The 22,177-nt window shown below is 72.8% G+C and carries 18 protein-coding genes; 8 read left to right on the top strand and 10 right to left on the bottom strand.

Annotated features, from left to right (window positions below; genetic code table 11):
• The first annotated feature begins 23 nt into the window (after positions 1-23).
• Positions 24-1,448: an MFS transporter gene (locus QBL25_RS19270; RefSeq protein ID WP_409058277.1), complete on the top strand. Its 1,425-nt coding sequence runs from the start codon at positions 24-26 to the stop codon at positions 1,446-1,448.
• Here QBL25_RS19270 and QBL25_RS19265 read toward each other — a convergent pair.
• The 4 genes from QBL25_RS19265 to QBL25_RS19250 all read right to left on the bottom strand — a co-directional run bounded on the left by QBL25_RS19265 (position 1,441) and on the right by QBL25_RS19250 (position 7,422).
• A complete protein-coding gene (locus QBL25_RS19265) occupies positions 1,441-2,076 on the bottom strand; it encodes a flavin reductase family protein (protein ID WP_409058276.1) in 636 nt (211 codons plus the stop codon). The genes QBL25_RS19270 and QBL25_RS19265 overlap by 8 nt on opposite strands.
• A gap of 56 nt (positions 2,077-2,132) precedes the next feature.
• On the bottom strand, positions 2,133-2,924 hold the full coding sequence (locus QBL25_RS19260) for an enoyl-CoA hydratase/isomerase family protein (protein ID WP_409062708.1): 792 nt from the start codon (positions 2,922-2,924) through the stop codon (positions 2,133-2,135).
• 424 nt (positions 2,925-3,348) lie between these two features.
• On the bottom strand, positions 3,349-5,574 hold the full coding sequence (locus QBL25_RS19255; RefSeq protein ID WP_409058275.1) for an acetate--CoA ligase family protein: 2,226 nt from the start codon (positions 5,572-5,574) through the stop codon (positions 3,349-3,351).
• A gap of 672 nt (positions 5,575-6,246) precedes the next feature.
• Positions 6,247-7,422 carry a flavin-containing monooxygenase gene (locus QBL25_RS19250; RefSeq protein WP_409058274.1) on the bottom strand — a complete coding sequence of 392 codons (1,176 nt, stop codon included), beginning with the start codon at positions 7,420-7,422 and terminating at the stop codon, positions 6,247-6,249.
• Positions 7,423-7,659: 237 nt separating this feature from the next.
• Here QBL25_RS19250 and QBL25_RS19245 point away from each other — a divergent pair, with 237 nt between their 5' ends.
• The 3 genes from QBL25_RS19245 to QBL25_RS19235 all read left to right on the top strand — a co-directional run bounded on the left by QBL25_RS19245 (position 7,660) and on the right by QBL25_RS19235 (position 9,787).
• A complete protein-coding gene (locus tag QBL25_RS19245; protein WP_409058273.1) occupies positions 7,660-8,112 on the top strand; it encodes a DoxX family protein in 453 nt (150 codons plus the stop codon).
• The gene (locus QBL25_RS19240; protein ID WP_409058272.1) at positions 8,109-8,618 is read left to right on the top strand and encodes a Zn-ribbon domain-containing OB-fold protein; all 510 of its coding nucleotides are present in this window, start codon (positions 8,109-8,111) and stop codon (positions 8,616-8,618) included. Before QBL25_RS19245 ends, QBL25_RS19240 begins: the two co-directional genes overlap by 4 nt.
• Before the next feature lie 182 nt (positions 8,619-8,800).
• Positions 8,801-9,787 (top strand): GNAT family N-acetyltransferase, encoded by a 987-nt coding sequence (locus QBL25_RS19235; protein WP_409058271.1) that lies wholly within the window; start codon positions 8,801-8,803, stop codon positions 9,785-9,787.
• A gap of 137 nt (positions 9,788-9,924) precedes the next feature.
• On the opposite strand, the gene QBL25_RS19230 is transcribed toward QBL25_RS19235, so the two are convergent.
• Both QBL25_RS19230 and QBL25_RS19225 read right to left on the bottom strand, forming a co-directional pair.
• Positions 9,925-10,611 carry a pyridoxal 5'-phosphate synthase gene (locus tag QBL25_RS19230; RefSeq protein WP_409058270.1) on the bottom strand — a complete coding sequence of 229 codons (687 nt, stop codon included), beginning with the start codon at positions 10,609-10,611 and terminating at the stop codon, positions 9,925-9,927.
• Between the two features lie 190 nt (positions 10,612-10,801).
• Positions 10,802-12,007: a thiolase C-terminal domain-containing protein gene (locus QBL25_RS19225; RefSeq protein ID WP_409058269.1), complete on the bottom strand. Its 1,206-nt coding sequence runs from the start codon at positions 12,005-12,007 to the stop codon at positions 10,802-10,804.
• A 169-nt stretch (positions 12,008-12,176) separates the two neighbouring features.
• Between QBL25_RS19225 and QBL25_RS19220 the strand changes: the two genes are divergently transcribed.
• Both QBL25_RS19220 and QBL25_RS19215 read left to right on the top strand, forming a co-directional pair.
• The gene (locus QBL25_RS19220) at positions 12,177-13,442 is read left to right on the top strand and encodes an acyl-CoA dehydrogenase family protein (protein WP_409058268.1); all 1,266 of its coding nucleotides are present in this window, start codon (positions 12,177-12,179) and stop codon (positions 13,440-13,442) included.
• A complete protein-coding gene (locus QBL25_RS19215) occupies positions 13,442-13,939 on the top strand; it encodes a nitroreductase/quinone reductase family protein (protein WP_409058267.1) in 498 nt (165 codons plus the stop codon). The genes QBL25_RS19220 and QBL25_RS19215 overlap by 1 nt, the downstream gene beginning before the upstream one ends.
• 219 nt (positions 13,940-14,158) lie before the next feature.
• Here the strand turns inward: QBL25_RS19215 and QBL25_RS19210 are convergent, their stop codons facing one another.
• Positions 14,159-14,806 (bottom strand): TetR family transcriptional regulator, encoded by a 648-nt coding sequence (locus tag QBL25_RS19210; protein WP_409058266.1) that lies wholly within the window; start codon positions 14,804-14,806, stop codon positions 14,159-14,161.
• A gap of 326 nt (positions 14,807-15,132) precedes the next feature.
• On the opposite strand from QBL25_RS19210, the gene QBL25_RS19205 reads away from it, so the two are divergent.
• Complete coding sequence (locus tag QBL25_RS19205) at positions 15,133-17,496, top strand: PQQ-binding-like beta-propeller repeat protein (RefSeq protein ID WP_409058265.1); 2,364 nt, start codon at positions 15,133-15,135, stop codon at positions 17,494-17,496.
• 440 nt (positions 17,497-17,936) lie between these two features.
• Here QBL25_RS19205 and QBL25_RS19200 read toward each other — a convergent pair whose 3' ends face one another.
• From QBL25_RS19200 to QBL25_RS19190, 3 genes are all read right to left on the bottom strand, one after another.
• Complete coding sequence (locus QBL25_RS19200; protein WP_409058264.1) at positions 17,937-18,707, bottom strand: enoyl-CoA hydratase/isomerase family protein; 771 nt, start codon at positions 18,705-18,707, stop codon at positions 17,937-17,939.
• Complete coding sequence (locus tag QBL25_RS19195) at positions 18,704-19,153, bottom strand: Zn-ribbon domain-containing OB-fold protein (protein ID WP_409058263.1); 450 nt, start codon at positions 19,151-19,153, stop codon at positions 18,704-18,706. The genes QBL25_RS19200 and QBL25_RS19195 overlap by 4 nt, the downstream gene beginning before the upstream one ends.
• Positions 19,154-19,286: 133 nt before the next feature.
• A complete protein-coding gene (locus tag QBL25_RS19190) occupies positions 19,287-20,438 on the bottom strand; it encodes a lipid-transfer protein (protein WP_409058262.1) in 1,152 nt (383 codons plus the stop codon).
• A gap of 126 nt (positions 20,439-20,564) precedes the next feature.
• On the opposite strand from QBL25_RS19190, the gene QBL25_RS19185 reads away from it, so the two are divergent.
• On the top strand, positions 20,565-22,169 hold the full coding sequence (locus QBL25_RS19185) for a FadD3 family acyl-CoA ligase (RefSeq protein ID WP_409058261.1): 1,605 nt from the start codon (positions 20,565-20,567) through the stop codon (positions 22,167-22,169).
• The last annotated feature ends 8 nt before the right edge of the window (positions 22,170-22,177 follow it).

Below are 22,177 nucleotides of genomic sequence, written 5' to 3'. Positions count from 1 at the left end.
CGAAGAGGGGTGGCCGGGTCCCGATGCTTGTTGTCGTGACCCAGACAGACCTGAATCAGGCGGTCGAGCCGCCCCCGGAGGCGCCGGTGCGGCGCCGCCGCCGCATCCACCGGGCCTGGTTCGTCGCCGCCGTCACCTTCGTGACGATCATCGGCGCCGCCGCGTTCCGCTCCCTGCCGGGCCTGCTCATCGACCCGCTGCACGACGAGTTCCACTGGTCGCGCGGCACGATCGGCCTCGCCGTCTCCATCAACCTCGCGCTGTACGGGCTCACCGCGCCGTTCGCCGCCGCCCTGATGGACCGCTTCGGCATCCGCAGGGTGGTCGCGGTCGCGCTCGTCGTGATCGCGCTGGGCTCCGGACTCACCGTGTGGATGCAGCACGCCTGGCAGCTGCTGCTGTGCTGGGGGCTGCTCGTCGGGCTCGGCTCGGGGTCCATGGCGCTCGCCTTCGCCGCCACCGTCACCAACCGCTGGTTCACCACGCGGCGCGGCCTGGTCACCGGTATCCTCACGGCGGCCTCCGCGTCGGGGCAGCTGATCTTCCTGCCGCTGCTCTCCTGGCTGGTGGACGCCCACGAGTGGCGGCCCGCCGCGGTGACCGTCGCCCTGGCCGCCCTCGCCGTCGTCCCCTTCGTATGGCTGCTGCTGCGCGACCATCCGGCGGACGTGGGCCTGAAGCCGTACGGGTCCGAGGAGTTCGTGCAGAAGCCGCCGCCCGCCACGGGGGCCGCGCGGCGGGCGGTCACCGTGCTGTTCAAGGCGGCCCGCACCGGGCCGTTCTGGCTGCTCGCCGGGACCTTCGCCATCTGCGGCGCCTCGACGAACGGGCTGATCCAGACGCACTTCGTGCCCGCCGCGCACGACCACGGCATGCCGATCACGGCCGCCGCCTCGCTGCTCGCCGTCATCGGCGTCTTCGACGTGGTGGGGACGATCGCGTCCGGCTGGTTCACGGACCGCTTCGACGCGCGCCGGCTGCTGGCCCTGTACTACGCGCTGCGCGGCGTCTCGCTGCTCTTCCTGCCGCTGCTGCTCGACTCGGCGGTCCACCCGCCGATGGTCTTCTTCATCATCTTCTACGGCCTTGACTGGGTGGCGACCGTGCCGCCGACCCTGGCCCTGTGCCGGGAGCAGTACGGCGAGGACAGCGCCATCGTCTTCGGCTGGGTGCTCGCCTCGCACCAGGTGGGCGCCGCGCTCGTGGCCGTCATCGGCGGCGTGGTGCGGGACGCCTTCGGGTCGTACGACGTGATGTGGATCGCCTCCGGGGCGCTGTGCGCGGCGGCGGCGCTGATGGCCCTGGTCATCCGGCGGGCCGGCGAGGCGTCGGCGGAGAAGGCAGACGGGAAGGCGGCCGACGAGGCAGGGGAGAAGACGGACGAGAAGGCGGAGACGCAAGCGGACGAGAAGGCGGAGGCGGAGGCGGCGGGGTCCGCGCTCACGTAGCGGGCGGGTCGAACCGGCCGAACTTCCCCCGGTGGAAGAGGAGCGGTTCGCCGTCGTCGGCGGCGCCCAGAGCCTCGACGCGGCCGACCACGATCAGGTGGTCGCCGCCGGTGTGCACCGCCTGGATGGTGCAGTCGATCCAGGCCGGGGCGCCGGACAGGCGGGGTGAGCCGGTGACCGGCGCGGGGTCGTGGACCACTCCGGCGAACTTGTCGGCGCCGCTGACCGCGAAGCCGCGGCACAGGGCGCCCTGGCCGGCGCCCAGGATGTTGACGCAGAAGACGCCCGCGCGGGCGATGCGGGGCCACGTCGTCGACGTACGCGCGACCATGAAGGAGACCAGGGGCGGGTCCAGGGAGAGCGAGGAGAAGGACTGGCAGGCGAACCCGGCCGGGCCTTCCTCGCCGTCGGACGCCGGTGCCGTGATCACGGTGACGCCGGTCGCGAAGTTCCCGAGGACGCGCCGGAACTCGCCCGCGTCGAGGGGCGCCCGCTCGTCGTCGCCGACCGCCCGCAACTGCGGGCGGGGGAGGGCTTCGACCGGGCCGGTGGTGGTCGGTGCGCCGACCGACCTGAGGTATCGGACGGCGGTGGCCGCCATCCCTGCATGTCCCATCACACCAGCCATTGAAGCTGACGGTTCGTCAGATTGGAAGGGCGCGGGGCGTTCGCGTAGGGGCGACTTCAACGGCCCTCGTACGACGGCGAGCGACGTTCCACGAAGCTGCTCACGCCCTCGTTCGCGTCCCGCGTCGTCATGTTGATCTCCTGCGCCGCGGCCTCCGCCGCGAAGGCCGTCGCACGGTCCGATTCGAGGGAGGCGTTGACGAGCTGCTTGGTCATGGCGAGGGCGCGGGTCGGCCCCGTCGCCAGGCGTTCCGCCCAGGCGCGGGCCGTCTTCTCCAGCTCTTGCGCCGGTACGACGCGATTGACGAGGCCGAGCCGTTCGGCGTCCGCGGCCGGCAAGGAGTCCCCGAAGAACATCAGCTCCTTGGTCCGCTGCGGGCCGATGAGCCGCGGCAGCAGATAGGCGCCGCCGCCGTCCGGCACCAGGCCGCGGCGGACGAACACCTCGATGAACTTGGCCCGTTCGGCGGCGATGACGAGGTCGCAGGCGAACGCGAGGTGCGCGCCGATGCCGGCCGCGGTCCCGTTCACCGCGGCGATCACCGGCTTCTCGCAGTCCAGGACGGCGGCGATCAGGCGCTGGGCGCCCCGCCTGATGGTGCGGGCCACGTCGCCCGGCACGCGCTCGGCACCGGCGCCGGGTGCCCCGCGCAGGTCGGCCCCCGCGCAGAAGCCCTTGCCGGTCGCGGTGATCACCACGGCGCGGACGGCAGGGTCGGCGGAGGCGTCGGCGAGCAGGGCGATGACGCGTTCGCGCTGGTCCCAGGTGACGGCGTTCATGGCGTCGGGACGGTTGAGCGTGATCCACGAGACGCCGTTGTCAGTGGCGTGGAGTACCAATGAGTCCAGGGGATCGGTCGCGGTTGTGGTTGTGGTTGCGGTTGTGGGCGTGGTTGCGGTCGCGGTCTCGGTCGCGGGAGGGGAAGCGGCTTCGGGTGTGGCTCGGGTTGTGGCTGTGACTGCGGTTGCGGCTGTGGCTGAGGCTGCGGCATCGGTTGTGGGTTCGGGGGAGGGTGACATGGGGGTGCGGGCTCCGTTTCGCTGCTGGGTGATCACGTGGACGGGCGCGAGAGGTGAGAGAGCCGGGAGGGGTGGGGGAGCTGGGGGAGCTGAAGGAGACGCGAGGGGCGGGAAAGCTGGGGGAAGTGGGAGCGCTGGGGGAGACGTGAGAGCCGTTGGAGACGGGAGAGCTGAGGGAGCCGGGGGAGGCGTGAGAGGCGTGAGAGCCGGGGGAGGCTTTGTGCGCCGCCGCGTCCGCGTCGTGCGGGCCGGCTCACCGGCAGACGGCCAGCGCGTCCAGCGCGACGGCCCCCTGCCCCCGGGGCAGGACCATCAGGGGGTTGATGTCCAGCTCCGCCAGCTCGTCGCCGAGTTCCAGAGCCATGCGCTGGACCCGCAGCACCACCTCGACGAGCGCGTCGACATCCACCGGCGGCCCGCCGCGGACCCCGTCGAGCAGGGGCCGCCCGCGCAGCTCCGAGAGCATCGCGAGCGCCTGGTCCTCCCCGAAGGGCGGCACCCGCACGGCCACGTCCCGCAGCACCTCCACCAGGACGCCCCCGAGCCCGACGGTCACCGTCGGCCCGAACAGCTCGTCCTGCGTCACGCCCACCACCATCTCGACGCCCCGCTCCACCATCTGGCAGACCAGGACGCCGTCCAGCGCGATCCCTTCGTAGCGGGCGATGTCGGTCAGCTCCCGGTAGGCGTCGCGCACCTGACTGGCCGAGGTCAGACCGACCTTGACCAGGCCCAGGTCGCTCTTGTGCGCCAGTCGCGCTCCGGACGCCTTCATCACCACCGGGTAGCCGACGAGCCCCGCGGCCCGCACGGCCGCCGCCGCGCTGGTCACCAACTGCTCGCGCGGTACGCGAATCCCGTACGCGCGCAGCAGCTGCTTCGCCGCGTGCTCGCTCAGCTGCTGGCCGGACCGCATCAGGGCCTGCGCCTTGCGGAAGGACGGCGAGGCCGCGCGCGGGGCCTCGGCGAAGGGGGAGCGGTAGCGGGTGGTGAACCGGTGGTGGTCCAGATAGGCCCGCACCGCCGTGATGCAGTTGCCGAAGGTGCGGAAGGTGGCGACGCGCGACGAGCCGAGCAGCGTCGTGCGGTAGGCCTCCTCGGTGCCGACGGGCGAGCCCCACACCACGCACACCAGCTTGTCCGTCTGCTCCGCCGCGTCCACCAGGTCCTGCGCGAGTTTGTCGCTCATCGGCGGGAAGGGGCCGGTGATGGGGCAGATCAGCACCCCCACCTCCGGATCGTCCAGGATCGCGTCGATGATCTTCCGGCCGCGCCAGTCGCCGACCGGGTGCCCGCCGTTGTCGACGGGGTTGGCGACGTTCAGGTAGTCCGGTATCCACTGGTGCAGCTCCGCCTGTTTCGCGTCCGAGAGCGCGGGAAGCCGCAGCCCCGCCTCGGTCGCCAGGTCCGAGAAGTGCGCGCCCGTGCCGCCCGAGATCGAATACACGACGACGCCCTCGGCCCGCGGCGGCTTCGCGCGCGCCAGCAGGGCGGACGTGTCCTGGAGTTCGTCGAGCCCGTCCACGCGGATCACGCCGTACTGCCGCATCGCCGCGTCGACGACCGTGTCGGCGCCGGTGAGCTTGCCGGTATGTGAGGCGGCCATGCGGGCGCCGGTCTCGGTGCGGCCCACCTTGACGGCGACGACGGGTACGCCGCGCTGGGCCGCGTGGTCGGCGGCGAGCAGGAAGGACCGGCCGTCCTTGAGGCCCTCGACGTAGCAGGCGATGGCGCCGACCTCGGGGCGGTCGGCGAAGTAGGAGATGAAGTCGGAGGTCTCCAGGTCGGCTTCGTTGCCGGTGGGCGCCCAGTGCGAGAGGCGTACGCCGATCTCCTGCATCGTGAAGACGGGGCGTCCCTGGTGGCCGGACTGGGTGATCAGGGCGATCGCCGGACCTTCGAGGTCGTCTCGGAACTTCTCGAAGGCGTTGAGGTTGGTGTTGGGCCCGAGGAGCCGCAGGCCCGAGCGTTCCACGGCGGCGGCCAGGCGGGCCTGGGCGGCCGCGCCCTCCTCACCGGTCTCCGCGAACCCGGAGGCGAAGGCGACGGCGAACTTCACCTTGGACTCGGCGAGTTCCTCGATGACGGGCAGGGGGTCGCTGACGAGCAGTACGGCCAGATCGACCTGTTCCGGCAGGTCCGCGACGGAGGGAAAACAGGGGGTGCCGAAGACGGTCTGCCGGGTGGGGTGCACGGGGTGCAGCCGGGCGCCGCCCCGCTCGGCCCAGTCCATGAGCTGGCGCGTGATGCCGGTGTTGGGCCGCCCCTCGGCGTCCGAAGCGCCGATGACGGCGACGGACTCGGGGCGGAAGAACCGGTCGAGATCGGGTATGTCGGCGTGCAGGGGACGTCCGCTGACGTCCACGTCGTCCGCCGTGGCGGCCTGTCCGTGGACGGCGGGTGCCGGGGCTTCGCCGCAGGCCACAACACGCGCGCGGCGGGGGTCGGTGGTGAAGGTGCCGTAAGTCGATCCAAGCATCGGTCCGCCCGCTCCTGTGTGACAGCAACTCAACTGACGCATAGTCAGATTACTGAACTGACGCTGTGTCAGGAACAGGGCTGCACGCAAAGCCTGGAGTTGGGTCGGCCCTTTAGCGGTACCCAGGTGCCCTGGGGGGCTACTCCCCCCTCCCGGGGGGTGGGGTGGGGGAGGGGTGGGGGAGGGGGAGTATCGGCCACGGCCATGGGGGTGGCCGTGGGTGCCCCTCCCGGCGTCGCCGGGGGTTGTGCCGGGGGCCTGGGTTCGCCGCCCGGGCGGTGCCGGGTTCGCCGCCGGGGGCGGCGGGGGTCGCGCGGGGGCGGCGGGGCGCGGGGGTGGCGGCGCCGGGGGTTCGCTGGGGGGTGTTGGTGTCTGCGGGGCCGTCTTGGCTGGTCGCGCAGTTCCCCGCGCCCCTTGGGGGGCTGGGCGTGCGGTTGTCTGTGTCCCTTTCGTGGGGCTCGCGCAGGTCCCCGCGCCCCTTTCGGGGCTGGTCGCGCAGGTCCCCGCGCCCCTTTCGGGCTGGGTGTGCAGTTCCCCGCGCCCCTTTCGGGGCTGGGTGTGCAGTTCCCCGCGCCCCTTTCGGGGCTGGTTGTGCTGGTCCTCGTGGCCCTTTCGGGGCTGGTTGTGCTGGTCCTCGTGGCCCTGTCGAGGCGCCCCTCGAAGGTGGGTCGCTCAGTGGGGGGTTGGGTGTGTTTTTGTTATTGCCTTTGCGATCTTTTCTGCGTCTCGTGCCATCTCGCGCAGCATTCCGCTGATGGGGTTCGTGAAGCCGGTGAAGTAGAGGCCGGGGGCCGACTTCGGGGTGCGGGGGCCGCGGACCAGCGGGCTGCCCTTCGCGTCGAGCACGCCGAGGTCGCCGATGAGCGGCTCCAGGGCGCGGCGGTAACCGGTGGCCGCGATGACCGCCTCGGGGACGATCCGGGTGCCGTCGGCCAGGACGACCTTGCCGTCCTCGAAGGAGTCGACGGCCGCGACCGGCTCGACCTTGCCCTTGCGGACCGCGTCGATCAGGCCCACGTCCTGGACCGGGATCGCGCCTTCCTTGACGCGCGAGTACAGGCCGCTGTCGGGGCGGGGCAGCCCCTGCGCGGACAGGTCGGGAACGCTCACCTTGGCGATCGGGCCCGCCAGCCGGTCCACGAGCGCGACGGGCAGCCGGCGGCACAGGATGCCCGTGCGCTGCGCGGGCCAGCCCGCCGTCGAGCGGCGGACGATGTGCGGCGCCGTGCGCACCGCGAGGCGGACGCGGGCCGCGCCGCCCGCGACGAGGTCCACGGCGATCTCGGCGCCGGTGTTGCCGACGCCCACGACCAGGACGTCCTTGCCCGCGTAGGGGCTCGGTTCGCGGTAGGCGCTCGCGTGCACGAGTTCACCGGAGTACGTGTCGCGGCCGGGCCAGTCCGGCAGGTGGGGCGTGTGGTTGTACCCCGTGGCGATCACCACCGCGCTGCCGGTCAACTCCCGGCCGCCGCTGGCGTGCAGCAGCCAGCCGGTGCCGTCGGCCGTGCGCTCGACGCGGGACACCTCGACGCCGGTGACGATCTCCAGCTCGTGGAACTCGGCGTACTTCTCCAGGTAGCGCAGCACGTTGTCACGTGACACCCAGCGGCCGAAGGAGCGCGGTATCGCGAGCCCCGGCAGCGCGGAGAGGCGGCGCGTCGTGTGCAGGTGCAGGCGGTCGTAGTGCGTGCGCCAGGAGGCGCCGACCCGGTCGGACTTCTCGAGCACCACCGCACGGACCCCGCGGGCACGCAGCGCGGCCGCGACGGAGAGCCCGCCGGGTCCGCCGCCGACGACGTACACGGGGCGGTCTTGTTGTGGCGCTTGTGGGGGAGTGGTGTCGGCCATGCGTCTGAGCGTAATCACGTTGTCACTTGATGGGGGACGGTCAAGCCCCAAACCGGTTGCGAATTGATCACGGGTATGCGTGGCGCACCCTCCGTCCGTGCGTTCCGCGCCACGTCGGCGGGCCCGCGTGCCGTACGCCCTCTTGCGTACGCCTCTTGCGCACGCGCCGGGCTTGCGCTGAACTGACGTACCGTCAGAAACCAATGACGGCAACGTCGGAGTGGGAGAAGCCGCCGCATGGACACGATCTGGCTCACCGGCGCCGAATGGCTCGCCGTACTCCGCATAGGCCTCGGCCTGTGGTGGCTCGAGAGCTGGCGGCACAAGGACAAGAAGGGCTGGTTCGAGCGGGGCACGGGGATCGCCTGGGCGGCGAGCGTCGCGGAGAAGCACCGCTGGAACGCGGTCCGCAGCGGCTTCTCGACGGTGGTCGCGCCCCGGCCCAAGACCATGGCGTACGTCGTCGTGTACGCCGAACTCGCCCTGGGACTCGGCCTGATCGTCGGATTCCTGACGCCGATCGCACTGATCGGCGGCCTGCTGCTCAATCTCCTCTACCTCGTCCTCATGATCCACGACTGGGCCGAGCAGGGGCAGAACGCGATGATGGCGCTGATCTCGCTCGTCGCGCTGTTCGCCATGTCCTGGCAGGCCTGGTCCGTGGACAACGCGATCGGACTCTTCCTGTGAGCGCCGGGACCCGGCCCACGGGGCCGCGCTTCGACCTTCCCGAGCCGGACGCCTTCACGCGCCCCTACTGGGACGCGGCGGCCGAGGGACACCTCCTGATCCGCCGCTGCGGCGGCTGCGGCAAGGCGCACCACTACCCGCGCGAGTTCTGCCCCCACTGCTGGAGCGAGGACGTCACCTGGGAGCGGGCGAGCGGTCAGGCCACGCTCTACACCTGGTCCGTGGTGCACCGCAACGACCTGCCGCCGTTCGGCTCCCGGGTGCCGTACGTCGCTGCGGTCGTCGATCTCGCCGAGGGGCCGCGGATGATGACGGAGATCGTCGGGGGAGAGGGGGGCGAGAGCGTCGGTCTGGGTGAGGGGGAGCTGTGGATCGGGATGGCGCTTGAGGTCGCGTTCCGTGCGGCGGGTGAGGGTGAGGGCGAGGGTGCGGGTGAGGGCGAGGGTGCGGGTACGAGGGAGGGTTTGGCTGTGCCGGTGTTTCGTAGGGCTGGGCGGGTTGGGTGAGGTGCGCGGTTCTTCCGGGTTGAGAGGTAGTTCCTCGTGCTCAGGTGGGCTCTTCGTTCCGGCATGGGTGGGGCTTTGGGGCCTCGGCCGCCGAATCGGTGGTGGGGCGGGGCGGCTTCGGTGGCGGCAGCGGGGTACGTAAATCGCTTCTGCCGGGGGTGGGGTGCGGGGGATCATCGCCCATGGCTTCCTCCCCCTCCTCTTCTTCGCCCGGTTCCGGGTGGCGGTTGACCTCCGACCTCGACGAGTTCCACTCACGCGCCGAGACCTTCCTGCACTCCGCGCCCGCCCTCCACACCGCGCTGCTCAGCGTCACCGACACCCTGCGTACGCGCGGGCTCCATGCGTACGGAGACGAGGACCCCCTCTTCGGGTTCCGCACCGGCGGGGGTGGCGACGACCACAGCGATGGGGTTGGGGATGGGGAGGGGGATGGCGATGGCGGCCAAGGGCCAGGGGCGGGGGAGCCCGTGGTCACCGGTGCCTTCCTCTGGACCCCGCCGCACTTCCTCGCCCTGAGCCCGCTCGCCGAGGGGGGCGGTGGCGGTGACGCCGACGCGGCCGTCGACGAACTCGCCGCGGTCCTCGCCGACGCGGGCCTTGCGCCTGCCGGGGTGGGGGCCGAGAGCGTCACAGCGGCCGCGTTCGCGGATGCCTGGCGGCGGCGTACGAACGCCACCCCCGCCGTGAACTTCCCCCAGCGGCTCTACCGCCTGGGCACCCTCACCCCGCCCGAGCCGCCACCGGCCGGTGGGGCGAGGGTCGCCACCGGTGCCGATCGGGCGCTGCTCGTGCGCTGGCACGGGGCGTTCCACGAGGCCATCGGGGAGAAGGGGGCGATGGGCGCGGGCGAGTGGGCCGACGCCCGGATCTCCTATGGGGGCGTCACCCTCTGGGAGGCCCCCGACGGCACCCCGGTGGCCATGGCCGGCAACACCCGCCAGGTCGCGGGCCAGATCCGGATCGCCCCCGTCTACACCCCGGCCCACGAGCGCGGACGTGGTTACGCGGGAGCGGTGACCGCCGAGGTGAGCCGTGCGGCGCTCGCGGCGGGCGCGGACGAGGTGCTGCTGTTCACCGACGTCGGCAACCCCACGAGCAACGCGCTGTATCAGCGGCTGGGGTTCCGCCCGGTGCGGGACTTCACGCAGTACCGCTTCACCCGCTGACCCGCGCCACAGACCGTCCCGCCCACAGGCCGTCTCGCCCACGGACCGTCTCGTCCACAGACCGTCCCGCCCACGGACCGTCTCGCCCACAGCCCGTCCCGCCCATCGGTCGGCGAAACCGCCCGTGGCGCGGAGCCTCACGGCCACAGCAGCTCCTTGGTCCAGCCTCCGTCCGGGTCCCGCAGGTACCGCAGCCGCACGTGCCTGCGGCGTGCCTCGCCCTGGAAGAACTCGACCTCCGCCGCTTCGAGCACGTACAGGGTCCAGCTCGGTGCCGGGGCGTCCGGGTCCGCCTGCGCGTGCTCCCAGGCCGCCTGGCTCGCGGCCACCAGGTCCCCGTACGAGGGCAGCACCTCGCTCTGCCTGCCGACCAGCGCCGACGCCAGTGCCCCCGGCGAGCGGCGGGCGAGGTCGGCGCGGCTGTCGGCGGCGCTCGCCGGGGTGACCCGGCCCCGGACCCGCACCTGGCGGCCCTGCACGGGCCAGTAGAAGCCGAGCGCGGCCTCGAGGCGCGCGGCGAGCTGGCGGCCCTTCGCGCTGCCCGCGTGCGAGCCGAAGTGCCAGCCGGCGTCGTCCGCGTCGTGCAGCATCAGCGTCCGTACGTCGGGGCGGCCCGACGCGTCCGCCGTGGCCAGGGTCATCGTGTGCGGCTCCACCTGCCCGGCCTCGGCGACGTCCACGAACCACTGCCAGAAGAGGGCCAGCGGGTCGCCGGGCGCGGCCTCCAGGTCGAACGGGGGCAGTTCGGTGTCCCAGACGCGGAGGGAACGCAGGAGGGCGCGCCCGTGGGCAATGTCGTCGGGCCTGGCATCGGAGTCGTCCATCCGACGAACCTACGCGAGCCATCCCCACGCCCTCGGGTCCCACACCCCCACGCCCCACACCCCCATGCCCCCATGCCCCCATGTCCTTGGGTCCCACACCCCCCCCCATAACCCCGCGCCTGCCGTCACCACCGACACCCGACTCTGGGCCCCAACCCCGCCCCGACGCCTCATTCCCACCCCCGACGCCTCACCCCCGCCCCAACACCACCGTCCCCGACGAGCAGAACCACCCGCCCGTCCCCGAGGCCACCGCCACCTCCGGCAGGGCTCCTCCCCGTTTGCGGACCTGGCGGCCCTCGCCCGCCTCGCCGCGCAGTTGCCGTACCGCCTCCGCCAGCAGGAACAGGCCGCGCATCCCGGGGTGTTGGGCCGAGAGGCCGCCGCCGTCCGTGTTCGTCGGCAGCTCGCCGTCCCGCAGCAGGCGGCCCTTCTCGACGAACGCGCCACCCTCCCCTTTCGCGCAGAACCCCAGGTCCTCAAGGGTCACCAGGGTCATGTAGGTGAAGGCGTCGTAGATCTCCGCCACGTCGACGTCCTCGGGGCGCACGCCCGCCCGTTCGAACGCCAGGCGGCCGCTCACCGCCGCCGGGGAGACCGTGAAGTCCTCCCACTCCGACATCGTCGTGTGCGAGACGTGCTCGCCGGTGCCGAGCACCCAGACGGGGGCCGAGGCGCAGTCGGCCACGTACTCCTCGGCTGCGAGGAGCACCGCGCATCCGCCGTCGGACCGTATGCAGCAGTGCAGCTTGGTGAACGGGTCCGCGATCATCGGGCCTGCCAGGACGTCGTCGACCGTGATCGGGTCGCGGTACATCGCGTCGGGGTTCGTCGCGGCGTTCGCCCGTGCCTGGACCGCGACGGAGGCGAGCTGCTCCAGCGTCGTGCCGTACTCGTGCATGTGGCGGCGGGCGGCCATCGCGTACTTGGAGATCAGGGAGTGCCCGTAGGGGACCTCGAACTGGAGGGGGCCGCGCGCGCCGAACGAGAGGTTCGACGTGCGTCGCCGCGCCTTGATGTCCGCCCGCGCCGTCGACCCGTACACGAGCAGGACGGCGTTGGCGCGGCCCGCCGCGATCGCGTCCGCCGCGTGGGCCGCCATGACCTCCCAGGTCGCGCCGCCGACGGAGGTGGAGTCGACCCAGCGCGGCTCCAGGCCCAGGTACTCGGCGACCTCGACCGGGGCGAGCGTGCCGAGGCCCGCCGACGCGATGCCGTCGACGACCTCGCGGCCGAGGCCCGAGTCGGCGAGGGCGCGGCGGGCCGCCTGGGCGTGCAGGGCGTAGGGCGTGGCCTCGTCGACCCGGCCGCAGTCGGAGAGGGATATGCCGACGACGGCCACCTTGCGCGGGCGGCCCGCCGTCTCACCAGGGCTTGTGGGGTGTGTAGTTGGCATGAATCTGACGGTACATCAGATGAGGTCGGCGGCGGCAGGTGTTCCGTGGCGTCGCGGGCCTGTGCATCTGGCGGGTGCCGTCCTAGCATGACGGCCCGTCAGATCTGGGTCGGCCCGCCCTCGTGCACGGCGCCGAGGGGCACGGCCGCGCCCGGGGAGGAGCCCGCCGATGGACGCCGCCTTCACTGCGGAGCAGGAAGAAATCCGCCGCACCCTTCGTGAGCTCGTCACCAAACGGTGCGGACCGGACGAGGTGAAGGCCGCGGTCCGCACCCCCGCAGGACACGACGCCGCCCTCTGGTCCGCGCTCGCCGAACAGCTCGGCCTGCCCGGCCTCGCGCTCCCCGAGGCGTACGGGGGCGTGGGGTGCGGTGCGGCGGAGCTCGCCCTCGGCAGCGAGGAACTGGGCCGCGCGCTCACCCCCTCGCCGCTCTTCGCCACCGCCGCACTCGTCGCCCCGCTCCTCCAGCGGCTCGGCACCGAGGAGCAGCGCTCGGAGCTGCTGCCCCGCATCGCGGCGGGCAGGCTCGCCGCCGCGCTCGCCGTGCCGGGGTCCGGGCTCGCCACCGCGCTCGGCCTGGTCGGCGACAACCTCGGCGACTGGTCGGGCGGGGGGCGGGCGGGCGGTGTGCAGGCCACCCTCGCGGACGGCGTCTGGCGGCTCTACGGCCAGGCCGAGCAGGTCCTGGACGGGCACAGCGCGGGCCTGCTCGTCGTGGCCGCGCACACCGGGGGCTTCGCGCGGTCCCGTACGCTCCTCTATCTCGTGCGCGACACGGCCGCCGGGCTCGTCCGCACCCGGCAGACGTCCCTGGACGAGACCCGGCCGCAGGCCCGCGTCGAACTGCGGGACGTGGCAGCGGAGTTGTTGGGCGGTACGGATGACGCCGATGTGCCGGGCGCGCTGGCCGCCGTCGGTGACGTCGCCGCGACCGTGCTCGCCGCCGAGGCCGTGGGCGCGGCGGACCGGGCCCTGGAGCGGACCGTCGAGTACGTGAAGCAGCGCGAGCAGTTCGGGCGGGCGATCGGCTCCTTCCAGGCGGTCAAACACCGGCTCGCGGACGTGTACGTACAGGTGCAGGCCGCGCGGTCGGCGGCGTACTACGCGGCGTGGGCGGCCGGGGCCGCCGGGGCGGCGGGGGAGACAGGGGTGGCCGGGGAAACTGGGGTGGCCGGGTCGGGCGGGGTGCGATCCGAGCAGGTGGGTGGGCTGGCGCTGGCGCAGGCCCTGGACGCGCTGCGGACCGCTGCCTCGGAGGCTGTGCAGCTGCACGGCGGCATCGGCTTCACCTGGGAGCACGAGGCGCACCTGTACTTCAAGCGGGCGTCGAGCGACGAGCTGCTGTTCGGCCCCGTGCACCGGCTGCGGGCCCGCGCGGCGGAACGGGCCGAGCTGTTCACCCCCACGGGGACCGAGCCGACGGTGGCCGTCTGATGGCCGCCGGCGCCCGTACGGCGGCCCCCGGTGTCCGGCTGATGCAGAAGGTGTCGTCCACCCGGGCCTTCGCGAAGATCGCCCCGCACTTCGTCCCCGCGATGGACCGCGCGGTGCACCGCCTCACGCGCGGCAAGGTGCTGCTCAGCGCGCGGATGCTGCCGGGGCTGATCCTGACGGCCCGCGGCGCCAAGAGCGGGCTGGAGCGGCGTACACCCCTGGCCTGCATGCCGGAGGAGTCCGGGAGTTGGATCCTGGTCGGCTCCAACTTCGGCCGCCCGGGGCACCCCGCCTGGACCGGCAACCTCATCGCCCACCCGGACGTGGTCGTCAACTGGCGGGGCGCGGACATCCCGGTCAGGGCACGGCTGTTGGCGGGCGAGGAGCGCGCGGCGGTCTGGACGGCGGCGCTGAAGTTCTGGCCGCCGTACGCGACGTACCAGGCCCGTGTGGACCGCGAGATCCGCCTGTTCCGCCTGGAACGCCGCACGGAGTAGCTCGAAGCGCTGCACGAACTGGCTTGACGGGAGCAGTCGGATGGGAGGGGCCGGCGGGTGCCACGGGCCGGCGTGCCGGCCCCCTGTGGGTGCCGGCGGCGGGCAGCACAGCGGCGGATCACTGGTACACCGTGATCCGCCGCTGAGGTGACAGGACTTGGGAAGCGTCAGAAGGGGCGCCGCAAGGACGCGGAAAGAGACGTGCTCGTGCTGGATGCCCTACTTCGTCGGCTTCTTGCCTGTTACGCCCAGATGCACCAACAGTGCGAGGTTCGGCTTCAGTTCGGCCTGCTTGACGCCCCAGGTCTGGAAGCCGCGCTGGTGCGAGGCGACCGCCGCGAGCATCGCGACCAGGGAGCCCGCCATGGCGGCGGGGTTGACGTCCTTGTCGACCTTCCCCTTGGCCTGGAGCTCCTTGACCGTGTCCGTAAGGGAGTTGTTGACCGAGTTCAGGATCTTCATGCGGATCTTGTAGAAGCGCTTGTCGCCCTCCGCGGCGCCCAGGTCGACGACCCGCAGGATCGCGTCGTTCTTGCGCCAGAAGTCGAGGAAGCCCTCGACCAGCTCCTGCGAGGTCTGCCACCCCGCCTTGCCGACCCAGGAGCGGCCGTCGAGGAGCTGGGTCAACTCGGCCCCCTCGGCCGCCATTTGCTCGGCGATCTCGAGGACGGCGCCCTCGACGTCGGGGAAGTACTGATAGAAGGTCGCGGGTGAAGTCCCCGCCTTCCGGGCGACGTCGATGACTTTGACGTCCCGGTAGGGCGAGGAGCTGAGCATCTCGCTGAGGCACTCGAGCAGCTTCTGACGCGTCGCCTGACCGCGTCGACCGGCCACGCGGCCGTCGACGGTACGTACCTGTCCTGTCATGCCGTCAGCTTACCGAGGGGTGATCGGAGCGCGATTCGGCCGAGTGCAAATGGGGTTGGGGGCCGTATTCCCCTCGATTCCGTGCGCCGGTCGCGAGCCGCCCATGAATAGATCGTACGTTCGAATCAAGTTTCGCTCCCGCATCCCCTCCCTCCCGCGCCGGTTTTGCGTCTCGTTTGTCCCATAACACCCCGATCCCGCCCCGGGTTCGCCACCACCGCCCCGGACAGGAAGAATCAGGGTGCGTGCCGCCGTAGCGGCTCGGTGGTGAGACGCTGCACGGGGCCGCTCATACGGCGCCCGCGTACGGGGAGGTGGCAGGGCAAGTGGTGGATCAGCTGACGCAGCACGATCCGAGGCGGATCGGCCCGTTCGAGGTGCTCGGCCGGCTCGGAGCCGGTGGCATGGGCCTTGTCTACCTCGCGCGCTCCGCGTCAGGGCGGCGCGTGGCGATCAAGACGGTGCGGACCGAGCTCGCCGAGGACCAGCTGTTCCGCGTCCGCTTCACGCGCGAGGTCGAAGCGGCACGCGCCGTCTCCGGCTTCTACACGGCCGCCGTCGTGGACGCCGACCCGCGCGCGGCCGTGCCGTGGCTCGCCACCGCCTACGTGCCCGCTCCCTCGCTCGAAGAAATAGTGAATGAACACGGGCCGCTGCCCACCCAGGCCGTGCGCTGGCTGGCCGCCGGCGTCGCCGAGGCCCTGGAGTCCATCCACGGCGCGGGCCTGGTCCACCGCGACCTCAAGCCGTCGAACGTCCTCGTCGTCGAGGACGGCCCGCGCGTGATCGACTTCGGCATCGCGTCCGGCGTCTCCAACACCCGCCTGACCATGACGAACGTCGCCGTGGGCACCCCCGCGTACATGTCGCCCGAGCAGGCGAAGGACTCGCGCAGCGTCACCGGCGCAAGCGACGTCTTCTCGCTCGGCTCGATGCTCGTCTTCGCCGCCACCGGACACGCGCCCTTCCACGGCGCCAACCCCGTCGAGACCGTCTTCATGCTGCTGCGCGAAGGCCCCGACCTGGCGGGACTCCCCGACGAGCTGCGGCCGCTCATCGAGACGTGCATGCAGATGGAGGCGCCGCTGCGGCCCAGCCCCGCCGACCTCCAGGCCCAGCTCGCACCGCACCTCTTCGCCTCCGAGAGCGAGGACGGCGACAGCGGCACGGCGTCCGCGTGGCTGCCCGAGCGGGCCGTCGCGCTGATCGAGGCTCGCCGGGGCGGCCGCCCGCCCGCGCGCGCCGCGCTCGCCTCCTCCGGCCGCAGCGGCGGCCGTGGCGCCGCCCCCGCTCCCGTCGCCGCGCCGCCCCCGCCGCGGCACGCGCCGCCCGCCCCGCCGACCCAGCCGCCGCCCTTCGGGGGCGTCCCGGACGCGGGACCCGTCCACCTCGCCGGGGCGAAGGTGCCGATCGGGCCCGGCCCACGGGTCGCCGACGCGCGGGCCGCCGTGAGCGCGGTCCCCGTCGACACCGGGCTCGCCGCCTCCTGGTCGCGCTCCCGGGCCGTGGCGAACGGCGCCGACCCCGTGGTGCCCGCCCCCGCCGCCGCGCCGGACGCGGGGGCCGCCTGGCGGCCGTGGCGCTTCCGCATGTCGAACGACGTGTGGGGGACACCCGCCGTCGCGGGCAACCTCGTCTACGTCACCTCCTTCGAGGTGCACGCCCTGGACGTCGGCACCGGCCGCCGCAGCTTCAAGACACGGGACGTCGCCTGGTCCATGGGGGTCGCCGACGGGCGCATCCACGCCTCGGACGGCCCCACGCTCTACGCCCTGGACGGCGCCGACGGCACCGACCTGTGGCGCCTGAACACCGACGCCTGGGTGTACTCCCTCCAGGTCGACCGGGGCACGGTCGTCACCGGGACGCGCGGCGGCGGCGTACAGGCCTGGGAGGCCGCGAACGGCGAGAAGCTCTGGGAGATCACCGGGGCCCAGACCGACTTCGAGACCCCCGAGGCGGGACCCGTCGTCCACGACGGCACGGTCTACGTCTGGAAGGACGCCCGGCTGCGCGCCCTGGAGGCACGCACGGGCGAGGAGCGCTGGTCGTACCCCATCGGCGACGCGGCCTCCTGCGGCGGCGTCCCGGTGCGGCTCGCGCCCGCCCAGGACGGGTACGTGTACGTGTCCGCGGGCTCCCGCGTCCTCGCCGTCGACGTGGCGGGCGGGCACGTCCGCTGGCACTTCGAGGCACCCGCCGCGTTCCTGTGCCCGCCCGCGTTCGCTCCCGGCCCCGCCGTCACCGGCGGCGGCGTCTACCTCGCCGACTACCTCGGCACCGTGTACGCCCTCGACGCGACGGACGGCCGTGACCGGTGGCGCATCGCCACGGAGTCCCGGGCGTCGATCGAGCCGGTCCTCGTCGCCGACGGGCACGTGCACGTGGGCAGCGGCAAGGGGCTCTACACGCTCGACGCGGTGACGGGCACGCCGAAGTGGCGCTTCCAGGCGGGCGGCGAGGTCGTCGGCACCCCCGTCGTCGCCGACCGGCGCATCCACTTCGGCTCCACGGACCACCTCCTCTACACGCTCAAGGCGGACGACGGCCGCCTGCGCTGGAAACTGGCCACGGGCGGCGAGATCACCGGCGCCCCGGTGGTGCGGGACGGCGTGGTCTACGCCTGCAGCAAGGACCGCTGCGTGTACGCACTGGACGCGGAACGGGGGACGGGGACGGCGCGGGCTTAGGGGGGGCGAGGAGGCTGGGGCGCCTTGGCCTTGGCCTTGGGGAGCGGATGGCGGGGACATAGGCGACCGGGATGGTGTGGTCGCATGCGACCGGGACGGCCTGTCAGGGGCAACCGGGACGGCCTGGAGGTTGGGCGTCTACCGCTCGTGGGTGCGTCCGGTTTCGTGGAGGGCTCGCTGGGCGGGCGCCGTTCGCTCGCCGCGCGGCGCCCGGTCGCGGGGGCCCGCCCCAGCCTCCGGGCCGTCCGCCCGGTCTCCGGGCCGTCCGCCCGGTCTCGGGGGTGCTTGCCCGGTCTTCGGGGCACACGTGGCTCGGGTTCGAGGCGATACCGCCTCGTGACGGCCGTCGTGCCAGGTGTGGAAGGGGGTCCGGACGGCGGCCGTCCACTCGTGACGTTACGCCGAGTGCGTGAACCCCGCGAGGCGGACGCCTGACATCCTCACCTGGTACGGAAGCCGCCGCCGCGCCCCGTGAACAGCCCCGCCTGCCGCTCCGGGGGCAGGTTGCCCAGCGCGATGAGGTGCGGCGCCTGGGCCAGGGCCTGGGTACGGGCCGCCTCCTTCGCTGCCCAGAGCGCCCGTACCGTCCCCTGGACCGCCTCGGTCGGGCAGGCGGCGATCACCTCGGCCGCGCGGACGGCCGCCGCCGGCAGGTCAGCTGCGGGGGCGAGCTCGGTGACCAGGCCCGTCTCGTACGCCCGGCGGGCGGAGATCCGCTCGGCCGTCCCCATCAGCGACATCCGGGCGACCTCGCCGAACGGCATGCGCTGCGCCATGAGGATCGCCTCGTACGCGCTGACCATGCCGTAGGTGGTGTGCGGGTCGAAGAACGTGGCGTGCTCGGCGGCGACGATGAACTCCGCCTCGCCCAGCAGGTAGAAGGCGCCCCCGCACGCCATGCCGTTGACGGCGGCCACGACGGGTTTCCACAGGTCGTTGGCCTTGGGCCCGACCGTCAGGAGCGGATCGTCCATCGAGTACGGGGAGCCGGGCTGCGGGACGTCCGTGGCGCGGTCGATGCCGGTGCAGAACGCCTTGTCCCCGGCTCCGGTGAGGACGACCGCGCGTACGCCGTCGTTGAACCGGAACTCCCGCCAGGTGGCGCGTAGTTGGTCGGCCGTTTCGACGTCGATGGCGTTGTGGCGGGCGGGCCGGTCGAGGGTGACGACCGCGACCCCGGTGTCCTTGTCGGTCTCCGTCCGCAGGCTCACGGCCGCTCCAGGAGCCAGCGGGGCATCGCGATCCCGTCCACGTCGGCGAACGCGACCTGCACCTTCGCGCCGATGCGCAGCCGCTCGGGGTCCACGGAGTTCAACGGGGCGTCCGCGGTCGTGACGAGGTTGCCCACCAGACGGATGCGCGGGGCGTCGGCCAGCTCGACGATGATCGCGTTGTACGGGGCCTGCGCGGCGTAGGCCGGCAGCAGGGGCGGGTGCGGCCGGACGTAGGACCAGATGCGGCCCCGGCCGCTCATGCGCTGCCACCGGGAATCGAAGGACTGGCAGTGCGGGCAGCAGGGCCTGGGCGGAAACCGCAGCTCGCCGCAGGCGGCACAGGCCTGGACGCGGAGTTCGCCTCGGGCGGCGTACTCCCAGAAGGGGGCGCCGTCGCCGTCGATGGTGGGGGTCAGCAGGGGCTCGGTGCTCGTGTCCGGCATGTGATTGTCCTTGGTCGGGTGGGGGGCGGGGCCGGGGTTGGGGGTGGAGCCGAAGAGGGCTGGGCTCGGGGCTGGGGCTAGGAGTGGGGAGCGGGGCGGGCGGGCGCTGCGGCCCCCACGGCCCCCGCGTCCCTCAGGGCGCCCGCAGCAGGACCGCCGACGTCGGTACGCCCTCGCCCGCGGTCACCAAGCAGGTGGCCGCGTACGGGACTTGGGCGGTGCTCGTGCCCCGCAGCTGCTTCACGCCCTCGTTGATGAGGTTGAAGCCGTGGACGTACGCCTCGCTCAGCCCGCCGCCCCCGGTGTTGATCGGCAGCCGCCCCCCGCTCTCCAGCGCGCCCCCTTCCGTGAACGCGCCGCCCTCGCCCCGGCCGCAGAAGCCGTACCCCTCCAGGGAGAGCGGGATGAGGGGGGTGAACGCGTCGTAGATCTGCGCCACGTCGATGTCCTCGGGCCCGAAGTCCGCCTGCTTCCACAGCTGCCGGGCCGCCGTCCAGGCCGGGCCCGTCAGCGGGTCGTCGTTCCAGTAGTTGACCATCCCGTGGTGCTGCGCGGGCAGCCCCTGGGCGACGGAGTGGACGTACACGGGCTTTTGCCGGCAGTCCCGGGCGCGCTCGGCGGACACGATCACGCACGCCAGCGCCCCGTCGGTCTCCAGGCAGTTGTCGAAGAGGCAGAGCGGCTCGCTGATCCAGCGCGACGACATGTACATCTCGCGGGTCAGGGGGCGTTCGTACATCATCGCGGCCGGGTTCTGGTTCGCCCGGTTCCTGCACGCGAGGGCGACGTTGAAGAGGTGGTCGCGGGTGGCCCCGTACTCGTGCATGTAGCGGCGGGCCAGCATCCCGATCTCGTCGGCCGGGCGCAGCAGCCCGAAGGGGCGTGTCCACTGGCCGGGGGTGGGGAGTTGCACCGCGGTGTTCTTCCAGGGGCGCGGCCCGCTGCCCCGCTTGCGGGACCGCCAGGCGACGCCGACGCTCGCCTGTCCGGTGGCGACGGCGGCGGCGAGGTGCGCGAGGGTCGCGCAGGAGCCGCCGCCGCCGTAGCCGACCTTGCTGAAGAAGGTCACGTCGCCCGCGCCGATCGCCTTGGCGACCTCGACCTCGTCGGTCTCCTCCATCGTGTACGAGGCGAAGCCGTCGACCTCGGACGGGGCGATGCCCGCGTCGTCGAGCGCGGCGACGATCGCCCGGCAGGCCAACGTCTTCTCGTCCTCGGGCAGTTGTTTGGCGAACGCGGTCTGCCCGATCCCGACTATCGCTGTAGCGTCTTTGAGTGAAGCCATGGGCAACGACACCTCCGCCACCGGCGAGGCCCCAGGGCTTCGCCATACGTCGTCCCGACTGCTGACAGCGCGTCAGGTTACAGCTAATCTGACGGATAGTCAGCTACTGCGGCGGAGGGGCTTGCGATGCGCGGCGACCTGGAGTGGGGCAGCATCCCGGGACTGGTCCGGGCGGCGGCCGAGCGGTACGGCGACCGGGAGGCGGTCGTCGAGGGCCGCACCCGCGTCACGTACGCAGAGCTCGGCAAGCGCGTGGAGCGGGCCGCCGCCGCGTGCATGGCGAGCGGCATCGACTCCGGTGACCGGGTGGCCGTCTGGGCCCCCAACACCCTCGACTGGATCGTCTCCGCCCTGGGCGCGGTGACGGCCGGCGCCGTCCTCGTCCCCCTCAACACCCGCTTCAAAGGCACCGAAGCGTCCTACGTCCTGCGCCGCAGCCGCGCCAAGACCCTCTTCGTGACCGGCACCTTCCTCGGCACCTCCTACGTCGCCTCACTGCGCCGCGCCACCGCCGACGGCACGGGCCAAGGCCCCCTGCCCGGCCTCCCGCACCTCGAACAGGTGGTGGTCCTCTCCGACGACGCCCCCGAGGACTTCCGCACCTGGAAGGACTTCCTGGCCGGCGGCGACGACATCAGCGGCGACGCCGTACGCGTCCGGGCCGGCGCCGTCGACAGCTCCGCCCCCTCGGACATCATCTACACCTCGGGCACCACCGGACGCCCCAAAGGCGCGGTCATCACCCACGCCCAGACCCTGCGCTGCTACGGCATCTGGAGCGAGCTCGCCGGCCTGCGCGAAGGCGACCGCTACCTCATCGTGAACCCCTTCTTCCACACCTTCGGCTACAAGGCCGGCATCATCGCTTGCCTCATGCGCGGCGCGACGATGGTCCCCCAGCCGGTCTTCAACGTCGACACCGTCCTCGCGAACGTCGCGGCGGAACGTATCTCCGTCCTGCCCGGACCGCCCACCCTGCACCAGTCCCTCCTCGACCACCCCGCCCGCGACCAGCACGACCTGTCGGCCCTGCGCCTGGTCGTGACGGGCGCGGCGGTGGTCCCGCTGCAACTGGTCGAGCGCCTGCGCTCCGAACTCCACATCGCCACGGTCCTGACGGCCTACGGCCTCTCCGAAGCGAGTGGCATCGTCACGATGTGCCGCGGGGAAGACGCCGCCCAGGTCATCGCATCGACCTCGGGCCGCGCCATAGCCGACACCGAGGTCCGGGTGGTGAACCCCGCGGGCGAGGAACTCTCCCCCGGCCACCCCGGTGAGATCCTCGTACGCGGACACAACGTCATGCGCGGCTACTTCGAGGACCCCGCCGAGACGAAGAAGGCGATCACCCCGGACGGCTGGCTGCGCACGGGCGACGTGGGCGTCCTCGACGAGGCGGGCAACCTCCGCATCACCGACCGGATCAAGGACATGTTCATCGTCGGCGGCTTCAACGCCTACCCCGCGGAGATAGAGCAACTCATCGGCATCCACCCGCAGGTGGCGGACGTGGCCGTCATCGGCATCCCGGACCCACGACTGGGCGAGGTCGGCAAGGCGTACGTGGTGCGCAGGCCGGGAGCCGTGCTCACGGCGGACGACCTGATCGCGTGGTCCCGCCGCGAGATGGCGAACTACAAGGTCCCCAGGGAGATCGAGTTCGTCACGGAACTGCCGAGGAACGCGAGCGGGAAGGTGGTGAAGGGGGAGTTGAGGGGGAGGCGGGGGTAGGGCGGGGT

The organism is Streptomyces sp. SYP-A7185 (assembly GCF_046103685.1).
GTDB lineage: Bacteria > Actinomycetota > Actinomycetes > Streptomycetales > Streptomycetaceae > Streptomyces.
This window is presented reverse-complemented; position numbering and strand designations above follow the sequence as displayed.

Excerpts from the sequence above, each read along its gene's own strand:
- QBL25_RS19255 (WP_409058275.1), bottom strand. The coding sequence starts at position 5,574 with ATGCTTGGATCGACTTACGGCACCTTCACCACCGACCCCCGCCGCGCG.
- QBL25_RS19190 (WP_409058262.1), bottom strand. The coding sequence starts at position 20,438 with ATGGCTTCACTCAAAGACGCTACAGCGATAGTCGGGATCGGGCAGACC.
- QBL25_RS19270 (WP_409058277.1), top strand. The coding sequence starts at position 24 with ATGCTTGTTGTCGTGACCCAGACAGACCTGAATCAGGCGGTCGAGCCG.
- QBL25_RS19220 (WP_409058268.1), top strand. The coding sequence starts at position 12,177 with ATGGACGCCGCCTTCACTGCGGAGCAGGAAGAAATCCGCCGCACCCTT.
- QBL25_RS19195 (WP_409058263.1), bottom strand. The coding sequence starts at position 19,153 with ATGCCGGACACGAGCACCGAGCCCCTGCTGACCCCCACCATCGACGGC.
- QBL25_RS19215 (WP_409058267.1), top strand. The coding sequence starts at position 13,442 with ATGGCCGCCGGCGCCCGTACGGCGGCCCCCGGTGTCCGGCTGATGCAG.
- QBL25_RS19185 (WP_409058261.1), top strand. The coding sequence starts at position 20,565 with ATGCGCGGCGACCTGGAGTGGGGCAGCATCCCGGGACTGGTCCGGGCG.
- QBL25_RS19235 (WP_409058271.1), top strand. The coding sequence starts at position 8,801 with ATGGCTTCCTCCCCCTCCTCTTCTTCGCCCGGTTCCGGGTGGCGGTTG.
- QBL25_RS19230 (WP_409058270.1), bottom strand. The coding sequence starts at position 10,611 with ATGGACGACTCCGATGCCAGGCCCGACGACATTGCCCACGGGCGCGCC.
- QBL25_RS19250 (WP_409058274.1), bottom strand. The coding sequence starts at position 7,422 with ATGGCCGACACCACTCCCCCACAAGCGCCACAACAAGACCGCCCCGTG.
- QBL25_RS19210 (WP_409058266.1), bottom strand. The coding sequence starts at position 14,806 with ATGACAGGACAGGTACGTACCGTCGACGGCCGCGTGGCCGGTCGACGC.
- QBL25_RS19225 (WP_409058269.1), bottom strand. The coding sequence starts at position 12,007 with ATGCCAACTACACACCCCACAAGCCCTGGTGAGACGGCGGGCCGCCCG.
- QBL25_RS19265 (WP_409058276.1), bottom strand. The coding sequence starts at position 2,076 with ATGGCTGGTGTGATGGGACATGCAGGGATGGCGGCCACCGCCGTCCGA.
- QBL25_RS19245 (WP_409058273.1), top strand. The coding sequence starts at position 7,660 with ATGGACACGATCTGGCTCACCGGCGCCGAATGGCTCGCCGTACTCCGC.